Genomic DNA, 8,828 nt, shown 5'->3' with positions numbered 1-8,828 from the left:
TTTCTTATTTTGCAGCTGCTTTTAACTTAGCTGCTAATTCTGGATTTTCTCTATAAATTTTACCTTGCTCTGTTAGATTGAAATGTTCTTTGCTCCAAGGATTCTTTTTATAATCATCTCCTACTGAATCTCCTGGAGGATTAGATCCTCTACCTCTAATGCTGTCTTCACCAAATAAATATGACTCCTTTTCTTTAAGAGCCTTTAACTGTTCATCTAATCCTATTAAATTATCACCATCTAGTGAAACCTTCTCTAAGTCTAATAAAGCTTTTACTGCTTTAATATTTTTAGCTTTTTCATCTTTAAGCTTTAACTCTATAGATGTTTCTTTTCTCAATGCTGTAATCTTAGTCTCATACTCTTCTTTAGTCTGATTATTAAGAGTTTCTAATTCTGTAATCTTTGTTGTAAGTTCTTCATTGCCTGCAGCTTTAATTTTTAATTCCTTTAGTTGCTTATCTCTATCCTCTATTTGAGTCTTTAACTCTTTCTTATCCTCATTTACTTCATTAAATCTTTCTATAGGTATATACCTATCTTTTAATGAGTCTTGATAAGCTTTTAATACCTTCTTAGCTGTTTCTTCATCTAGTCCCATTTCCATCAATTGTTCTAAAGTCATTTATACTTCCTCCTTATTATTCCTATTCGTTTTTTACAAGTGACCGTCCTTGTAGGTCTTGTTCTTTTACATCTCCAATGCCAAAAAGATGATTCTAAACATAATAAAAGCACCTACAATTAAGTAAGAGCCTGTTTAACTACATTCGATTCATTTTTTACTTTTGTAAGATGTATTTCTCCGGGCAAAATCATTACTGGATAATATTTAGGGTATTTTCTCATAATCTTTTCTACTGTTCCAGGATAATTAGGATCTATTAATCCATTCCTTATTACTATATTATCTTCCATCTTACCCCTCCTAATCTTCTACAAAGTCTATTATGCAATTATATAATCCTCAACTTTGTAGCATTTTCCAAACCACATTTTCCACACTACGAAATGCTTCTTTCCTTTTTCTATATATGTTGTTCTATAAGTTAAAGGAAACAATTGCCTTAAACACCATATTATTTTATCTAACACTTTTGCACCTCCTAATCCTCAATAAAATCTATAATCCAATCACACCTACAGTTTATGTCATTATAGTCTCCAATCTGACCTGGTGCAAAACCTTTAGCACCATCTGGAAGCTGAAAGTCATCATTATAAGGAATAGTTACTCCGTCCATAGATATATGATCCATAACATCCTTTGGGTTTCGACCTCTTACCCTTTCATCTCTAGCGGTAATCCAAGTCTTAGTCATTTTGACTTTATCCTTGGCCTTATCTAAACTATCTTTCCTAGCCTCACTAAAGACCCTATGACTTTCAGTTCTAACTATCCTCATGGGATTCACTACTTGTTTAGATAAACTATTGTTTAACCTCTTGGCCATGGTAGAATATGTCTCCCCTTGATGAAGTCCTTGAGCTACTGTCTCTCTAATTTTTAACACTGCAGTATCTCTATGGAGATTCATCCTTTGAGTCCATCTAAGGCCTGATATATCATTTGTCAGTGCTCTTTGCATTACTTCTTCTTTAACTATAGGAATAAGCTCTTTATTTACTGTTAATTCTACTATATCCTTCATTCCATTATATGAGGTTAAATAAGTTTCATTTAATGCATTCTCTATGCCTTTATAAGACTTTTTATATCCTTCATTGATGATTAGGTCTAACTGATAAAAAAACTTCTCTAATCGGTTGTATTTTGCCATTTCGCTATATGTTAATTGCCCATCTTCTTCAAATTTCCTATAGTGTTCACCTAATAACTCATATGCAGCTGTTAATGCTTCTTTAAAGTTTACTAATATATCTTTTTCAGTTTTACCTATTAACTTCTCATAATCCTTAAAGAGTTTCTCAAACTTATCTTTCATTACTCATCACCTAGATTGTCTAAGTCAATAGGAGTAGCTTGTTTTTCTAGCCTGTTTAATTCCTCTGCTACATCTTCAACCCAAGGATGATTAGCTACTATTGTTTCATCAGAAATTATTCCTTTAGAATTTTTAGCTATTTCAACATTTTCTCTATCATTGGTAATCATAGTCTTTCTAAAAGTAACTTGGATAGTAGCACTATCATAATCCTTCTTATCAATAATGTTTATATATTCAGTAGTAAACCATAATAATCTTTTTATAGATTTTCTAAACTTCCTTTCCATAACACTAGCTTTAAGATCTAACAGTGTGTACATAAATTTAAGACTAACACCTGATGGAGCATTCCCAAATACATCTGTTTTTAAATTCACCCCTTGGCCAAATAAAAATATATTTTCCTCAAGTCTATCTAAATGTTCTTTTTTAGCTTCTATTGGAATATTTAATTCTAATTTATCAACTCCACCTTCACCACTTACTTTTATAGCCTTATAATATCTAAGATTTTCATAGAACTCATCTAGCTTAGTTCCTTCATATCCTTTTAATATAGTTATGATTTCCTGTATTTCTGATAAGTTGTTAGCTAAATCAGATACGTTTAGGTCATAATTATCTGCTAATTCTTTATAATACTTTAAGTCACTATATCTTTCTTGATTATTAGGAAATTCTATAAATGGAACTTTACCCCATCCATAACCTATATCATTATAATAATAATGACTATCTGGATTAGTAGACTCTGTATCATCTAATACGTATTCTCCACTATCATTTTGAATATAAAAGGTCACTGTGTCCCTTGTCCACCACTCTACCCTTATCCTGTCTTTACCATTAACCTCTACTAAGTAGTACCTAAGTATTGCTTCTAGATTTTCTTGGAGACTTGTATCATAAATTGGTATTACTTCCTCTGCTGGTATAATTAAAAACTTGAATTTACCTTCTTCATTAATATATATGTGAAGCCATTCAGTGCCTTTGTTAGAGCTATTCTTAGCTAGTTCAGTGAGGTTATCATCCCATTCTTCACCTAAAATAAGATTAAGTCTTTCTTCATATTCCTTGCTACTTTTATCATCCTTATCAGTATTATTACATTGGAATACTACAGGTTTACCAACTAAAAAAGATACCTTCTGGTCAACTAATAATTTGTGCCAGTTATGAGGTATCTTATGATTTGATTTAGTATTATCCTCTGTCTTAAATCCATCTTTGTAATAATATTGCTTTCTATTAAGGATTTCACTTTCATTATGATAGTAATTATGTCCTTTTATCATATGAGAGGTATCGTGTTCGTTAATTAAATCTATTATAATGTTGGAATCGTTTATTTTGGATTCACTTATTAACTTTTGTTTCATTAGATCATTAAATGTTATCAAATTATCACCTACCTTAAGAATTCTAGCTTATTGAATTTCATATCGTCTTCAAGACCATATCTTGCAGCATCTATAGTATGATTGTCTTTATCTGGATAAGTATTTTTCACCTCTCCGTTCTTATCAGTCTCTAATGCATAGTTTATAAATTCCTTTGCAGCTCTAGGGCATCTTACTGGATCTATTATAATTTCTTCAATTTCCTCTGATAAGAATTTAATTCCATAATCTACTGAATCTGGTCCTTTTTTAGCTCCCTTTATATTCATACCAAAGTCTTTTAGCTCTGCAACAGATTTAGGTTCTGCACCATCTGCTATTGTGAGTTTTGATTCATGCTCCTTTATCTTGCTATATAATTTTCTATTAGATACTTGAATACCACTAAACTCATAGAAGAAATATAATTTTCTCCTAGTTTTGTCATAATGCATCTTCTCGAACGCTACTGGATCTCTTGCATAGCCAAAGTCAAGACCTTGCTTAATCTTATCAAACATTTTAATCTCTTCATCAGTTATTGCTCTTAAAGTTACATTAGTAAATACTTCTAATCCAGTTCCTACTTCTTCACCTAAGTACTCATGCCTATAAGCCATTTCATTAGTCTTTGATAAATGTTCTGCTTCAGCTATGAATACTTTCCCTAGCCAGCTCTTAGGTACTGACCTATAATCTGAATGGTGAACCTTTCTTCCAAGCTTAGGAATCTTAGCTTCTTGGTTTACCCATGACCTTGAACTCTTTGGTGGATTGTAAGTATAAAAAACTACAAATATTTCTCCACCTCTCATAAGAGATTGATTTATGGTTCTTATTTCTTCAGGACCAAAGAACTCATCTAATTCTTCATACCAGATATATTTGATATAACCTTTTTTTACTTTAGTAGATTTAATCTTTTTAGGTTTATCTGCTCCTCTAAATAGTATCTTTTGTCCTGTGGGAATGTATGTTATCTCTAACTTTGATTGAGGTATATGCCACTCATCAGAAACCCCTAATACTTCTATTGCCCATGCCAACTGTTCAAATACACTGTCTTTTAAGGTGTCTTTTACTTTTCTTAATGCTACTGCATTAGTAAATTCACCTCGTTCTGCATCTCTCATCATTCCTAATATTATTTCTATGCCAGTAAATGATGATTTGGTGGAACCACGGCCACCTTTTAACATATATTCGGTGTATTTATTATTCTTTATATCTACATGAAGATTATGAAATGAAGGTGCAATTATTTCTGAAAGCTTAACTCTCATCTTCTTCACCTTCTATATCATCTACTATGGTCACTCTGATACTTTTCTTATTATCATCTCCTTGGGCCTTTATCTTCTCTAATTCCAACTTTTCCTTCTTAAGCTGCAGCTCTATATCTGATTTATATTTATTAAACTCAAACTTCTCCTTCTCAAGCTGTAACTTTTCTGTATCAGTTAGCATTGAAGCTTTAGTTTCAATAAGTCTTCTAAGCTGGTCCATACAAGCATTAATACCTGATACTCTATCTTCCTCAGATATATCTTTATCAACTTTAATTCCAAATGCATTGTAGAAGAAATCTTTCTCTCTATTAAGTAGTCTTGCAATCTTAAGTCTGATTAATTTTATTTCATCATCTATATTTACAGAAGGTTGTATCATATTAAATAATATCTGATCTTCTGTACTTAACATATCAGCATATAAAGATTGATAGGCTCCATGCTTAATTGCATTCATGTTTCCTATAGGTGGAGCTCCTCCAGAATTACCCTCTGCATTTTTATTATTTAAGGGTGCACCCTTTTTCTTTTTGGGTGCACCCTTTTTGTTATAGTTTTTCTTTTCTTCAGACCATTTATATCTTTTTATCCAGGACTTTAATGTATTGATTGAAATGTTGTATTTATCACATATGTCTTGATACTTCATCCCCTCTAAATAGTCTTGTTTTGCTTTTATCCTGATTTCATCCAATGATCACCACCTACTTATTTGAGTTTGTTTTTTTTATGTATGTTTTTTTGCATGAAAAAAGAGCCAACAGGCTCTTACATTTATTTCTGTTTCTACTTCTCTAGATTCCTTAATGTTACTTTTCCGTTTTCGGTAATTTTAAATCCTGTATCATCTAATGAAAAAATATCATTTATTAATAATATCTTATTTATATCTTCTTCACTACTTTTATCCAATTTTAAAACTTTGTCACTGCCCTTTAAATTCGAATTGTCAACAATTAATTTGCTTATTTCATTTTCTCTTAAAGTACCGCTTTTTAAATACTTATCTCCAAGAATTTTTACTATCTCTTTTTTTTGCTTTGTTATAATAATTTCTCGTTCTTTTTTGAAAAAAGGAAGTGGAATAGGCCCATCAGATACAACTGTCCTACCTTCCAATACCAGTAACTTAATTTCACGTTCTAGTTCTTGAATTGATATTGATCCCTCAAGTTGTTTTTTTAATTCTTCATTTTCTTTCATTAATCTATTGTTTTCTAATAGCAAATTCATTGGATCCCCGAAATCTGCACGTACCCATCCTGGTCTTGGAGAAATATTTTTTTCAGATGTTATAGATTGTAAAACTTGTACTTTTAACTCATTTATATCTTTAAAAGTATTGCCTCTTAATCTCTTATTAGTTACTTTATTTATGAACATATTTAATTTGTCTGTGTTTTCAATATCTATTTTATCTATAGATATAGCAGAATCATCCTTTAAAAAAACTAATATCGGTATTCCTTGTTCTACAGCAAAATCATACTCCATTTCTGTATAGCTAAGTCCTGTTTCTTCATTTATAGTTCCATACCTGCCACCGATTATTAAAATATAGTAATCTACATACTTTAAAACACTCTTAATATATTCAAACTGTTCCAAATTAGAAGATGGAAATCTTTCCATACCAATTGGCAAACAATCACTAGAAATTAATACTTGCTCTACTGCTGATCTCTCGTCTTTTAAATCTGTATATGTGGAGCTTACAAATACTTGATATATTTTTTTATTCATAAGACTTTTCCCCCTTTTTACCATAATTATACCAAAGAGGGGATAATAATCCAGTATTTTTTACTTTGGCTATTTTAAGCCATTAAATGAGGTTGCTCCACCATCCGGATAAAACTATTTTATCTGCTTCATCTTACCCTTATTCCTCTTATAACTTCTCTCTTGCATACATTCTTTTATGGAATCATAGGCTCCGGTTACAACAATTTTTCTATGTTTCCCATGATAGGGGCAAGTTATGTATTGGTCCTCTTCTGCATCATGTTTTACTTCACTGGCAAGAAGAATGAAACTTTTATTGCAATTTAAACACTTATAAACTATATACTCCTTTGAATTCATCTTCTCACCTCGTTTTAGTTATCATTTATGAGTATATTTCTTTAGAGTAAATAAAAATCCCACCGGGGAACTGGTGAGATTTAATGTAAATCCTTATTTAATTTTACTTTTCTGAGACACATTTAGAAAAGTTTTGCACAATATCATAATACTATAAGGTTTTGATACATACAATGGCACGTTTTATGCACGAATTATGCAAAATTGATTTTTGATTACATAAATTCCTTTATACTCTCTGGGAATAATATAATTTTTATTGAATTCATTAATCTATTTCTATTCCTTGTTATGGTTGATTGATCCTTCTCTAATATTTCTGCTATCTCTTCATCAGTTTTAGCCTCTTGTTTTAAATACTTTAATTCTATTATCTTGAAGTATTTATCATTTCTTACTTTATCTAATGCATTATCTATTCTTACTATATCCCTTTCAGTTTCAGCCTTCTCAATTTTATATTTTTCTATTAACTCTACATATCTGTCACCAGCACTTACATTACCACCTGCAGTACTATAAAATACTATTGACTTTGACCTCTCTGGTAATCCATTTTCTTGTATATATTTTATATCTTCATCTTTCTGTTTTGCTGCTAACTTTAATTTTTCATAATTATATAACACTATTTCTGTCTTTTTGTAAAAACTCATATTAGATTTAATTAATCTTTGCTTTTTTAATAGCTCTACAACTTCTGTAGCTGTTTTCTCTGATGTTTTCTTTATACAAACTTCTATTTCCTTTTTTAATTGCATCTCTCCTACTCCCCTTTCCTAATAGCCTCCATCTGCCTCTCCACTATCCCTAATTCTATTTTAATTGCTCTTAGTTTCTCATAAGTAGTATCATACATAGTCTCTGCTACATCTCTATTAAACTTATACTTTGCTATTGCTTCATTCCCTCTAGATACATCATTATTCAAAGTAGCTGCTAAGCCTTTATCTTTATTCATAAGAAGCTCTTTTGCTAAAGCTACTCTATAAATATACTCCGCCTTTGCTTTCTCATATCCTGCTTTATTAAGTTCTGTTATGGTCTTATTTAGATCCTTTCTAAGTTTATCTATTTCAAATGTAAGTTCCTGCATCCAATCCCTCCTTGGTTGACAAAAACCTTGTATTTTCTCCCTTTAGTTGACATCACTGTTTTATTAAAAAATAAAAGCCCAAGGATATTATTTAAATTCTCCCTGGGCTTCTAGAGCCTCTATCTATTTAATTTGATGAATATAATTCTTGTTTTTTATGTTCAACTATAACCTATCTATAAAAATTTTATTATCTTTTAAGCTTGACCTTTTGATTAGGCTTAATAATACACCTTGGTAAAAGTTACTTTTTTCTTCTCCTATAGTTAATACTAGGTCATTTTGTTTTGCCAACTTAGCTAATATCTTTATTTCTTCCATACTATAATGTTCTATTGGATATGATACCATGTGACTTATTTCCAAAGCCCGACAAATCACTTCAAGAATACTTGATTTAGATAATGTCTTGTAGTTATCCACTCCCATATTAATCCTCCTTCATTACTACACTTAATACTTGTTATGTTCATTAATTAGTCATGTACATTGCCTATTTTTTCTGCATTTATCCAATAATACTCCCTATCACATTCAGTTATATCAAATAGTGTTATATATCCGTCAGGTAAAGAATCTGCTGCTAATATGAAACTACCTGCCCCAAACTCTACCACTCCATAATGTGTGTTTCCTTCATGTTCAAGTCTAACAACATCATTTTTATAAATTTCACTATCATCTTTATCATGTACTCCACTAACATGTACTCCACTAAACTGTCCTATTGTTTCAGGTTCTACTTCATATATCCAATTACCGAAATCTTCTTTTGTATCATCATAAATTTTAAACTTTCCAAATTGTTTGACTAAATATCCATAAATCCAATCACCAGTATCTATACATTTCCCTTTAAATTTTATCATTTTAATCCTCCTTGCCTATCTTCATTCCCTATCTTGTAGGTATGTATAGTCTTGCATTTAGCACATTTGATTTCTATAGTTGTATTTGTATCTCCTGGTACTCTTCCTAGTAATTTCCCACACCCTACACATCTAATTTCTATTCTGTTATCTTCCAT

The 8,828-nt window shown here is 30.8% G+C and carries 14 protein-coding genes; all 14 read right to left on the bottom strand.

Annotated features, from left to right (window positions below):
- Nucleotides 1-4 precede the first annotated feature (4 nt).
- On the bottom strand, nt 5-625 hold the full coding sequence (locus KQI38_RS07675; protein ID WP_216557690.1) for a phage scaffolding protein: 621 nt from the start codon (nt 623-625) through the stop codon (nt 5-7).
- A gap of 119 nt (nt 626-744) precedes the next feature.
- Nucleotides 745-918, bottom strand: a complete 174-nt coding sequence (locus KQI38_RS07670; RefSeq protein WP_216557687.1) for a hypothetical protein — start codon at nt 916-918, stop codon at nt 745-747.
- 30 nt (nt 919-948) lie between these two features.
- Entirely contained in the window at nt 949-1,095 is a 147-nt protein-coding gene (locus tag KQI38_RS07665; RefSeq protein ID WP_216557685.1) for a hypothetical protein, read from the bottom strand.
- 11 nt (nt 1,096-1,106) lie between these two features.
- Entirely contained in the window at nt 1,107-1,946 is an 840-nt protein-coding gene (locus tag KQI38_RS07660; RefSeq protein WP_216557682.1) for a phage minor head protein, read from the bottom strand.
- Entirely contained in the window at nt 1,946-3,331 is a 1,386-nt protein-coding gene (locus tag KQI38_RS07655; protein WP_216557679.1) for a phage portal protein, read from the bottom strand. The genes KQI38_RS07660 and KQI38_RS07655 overlap by 1 nt, the downstream gene beginning before the upstream one ends.
- Nucleotides 3,332-3,360: 29 nt before the next feature.
- Nucleotides 3,361-4,614, bottom strand: a complete 1,254-nt coding sequence (locus KQI38_RS07650) for a PBSX family phage terminase large subunit (protein WP_216557677.1) — start codon at nt 4,612-4,614, stop codon at nt 3,361-3,363.
- Nucleotides 4,604-5,314: a helix-turn-helix domain-containing protein gene (locus tag KQI38_RS07645; RefSeq protein ID WP_216557674.1), complete on the bottom strand. Its 711-nt coding sequence runs from the start codon at nt 5,312-5,314 to the stop codon at nt 4,604-4,606. The genes KQI38_RS07650 and KQI38_RS07645 overlap by 11 nt, the downstream gene beginning before the upstream one ends.
- 92 nt (nt 5,315-5,406) lie before the next feature.
- Nucleotides 5,407-6,363: a DUF4062 domain-containing protein gene (locus tag KQI38_RS07640; RefSeq protein WP_216557671.1), complete on the bottom strand. Its 957-nt coding sequence runs from the start codon at nt 6,361-6,363 to the stop codon at nt 5,407-5,409.
- 114 nt (nt 6,364-6,477) lie between these two features.
- The gene (locus tag KQI38_RS07635) at nt 6,478-6,705 is read right to left on the bottom strand and encodes a hypothetical protein (protein ID WP_216557669.1); all 228 of its coding nucleotides are present in this window, start codon (nt 6,703-6,705) and stop codon (nt 6,478-6,480) included.
- A gap of 215 nt (nt 6,706-6,920) precedes the next feature.
- On the bottom strand, nt 6,921-7,466 hold the full coding sequence (locus tag KQI38_RS07630) for a sigma-70 RNA polymerase sigma factor region 4 domain-containing protein (protein WP_216557666.1): 546 nt from the start codon (nt 7,464-7,466) through the stop codon (nt 6,921-6,923).
- A 5-nt stretch (nt 7,467-7,471) separates the two neighbouring features.
- Nucleotides 7,472-7,801, bottom strand: coding sequence for a hypothetical protein (locus tag KQI38_RS07625; protein ID WP_216557663.1), 330 nt, complete (start codon nt 7,799-7,801; stop codon nt 7,472-7,474).
- Between the two features lie 165 nt (nt 7,802-7,966).
- Complete coding sequence (locus KQI38_RS07620; RefSeq protein ID WP_216557659.1) at nt 7,967-8,230, bottom strand: hypothetical protein; 264 nt, start codon at nt 8,228-8,230, stop codon at nt 7,967-7,969.
- A 47-nt stretch (nt 8,231-8,277) separates the two neighbouring features.
- Nucleotides 8,278-8,670 carry a hypothetical protein gene (locus tag KQI38_RS07615; RefSeq protein ID WP_216557656.1) on the bottom strand — a complete coding sequence of 131 codons (393 nt, stop codon included), beginning with the start codon at nt 8,668-8,670 and terminating at the stop codon, nt 8,278-8,280.
- Nucleotides 8,667-8,828 carry a hypothetical protein gene (locus KQI38_RS07610; protein WP_216557653.1) on the bottom strand — a complete coding sequence of 54 codons (162 nt, stop codon included), beginning with the start codon at nt 8,826-8,828 and terminating at the stop codon, nt 8,667-8,669. The genes KQI38_RS07615 and KQI38_RS07610 overlap by 4 nt, the downstream gene beginning before the upstream one ends.

Origin of the sequence: Tissierella carlieri (assembly GCF_018917285.1) — a bacterium.
GTDB lineage: Bacteria > Bacillota > Clostridia > Tissierellales > Tissierellaceae > Tissierella > Tissierella carlieri.
This window is presented reverse-complemented; position numbering and strand designations above follow the sequence as displayed.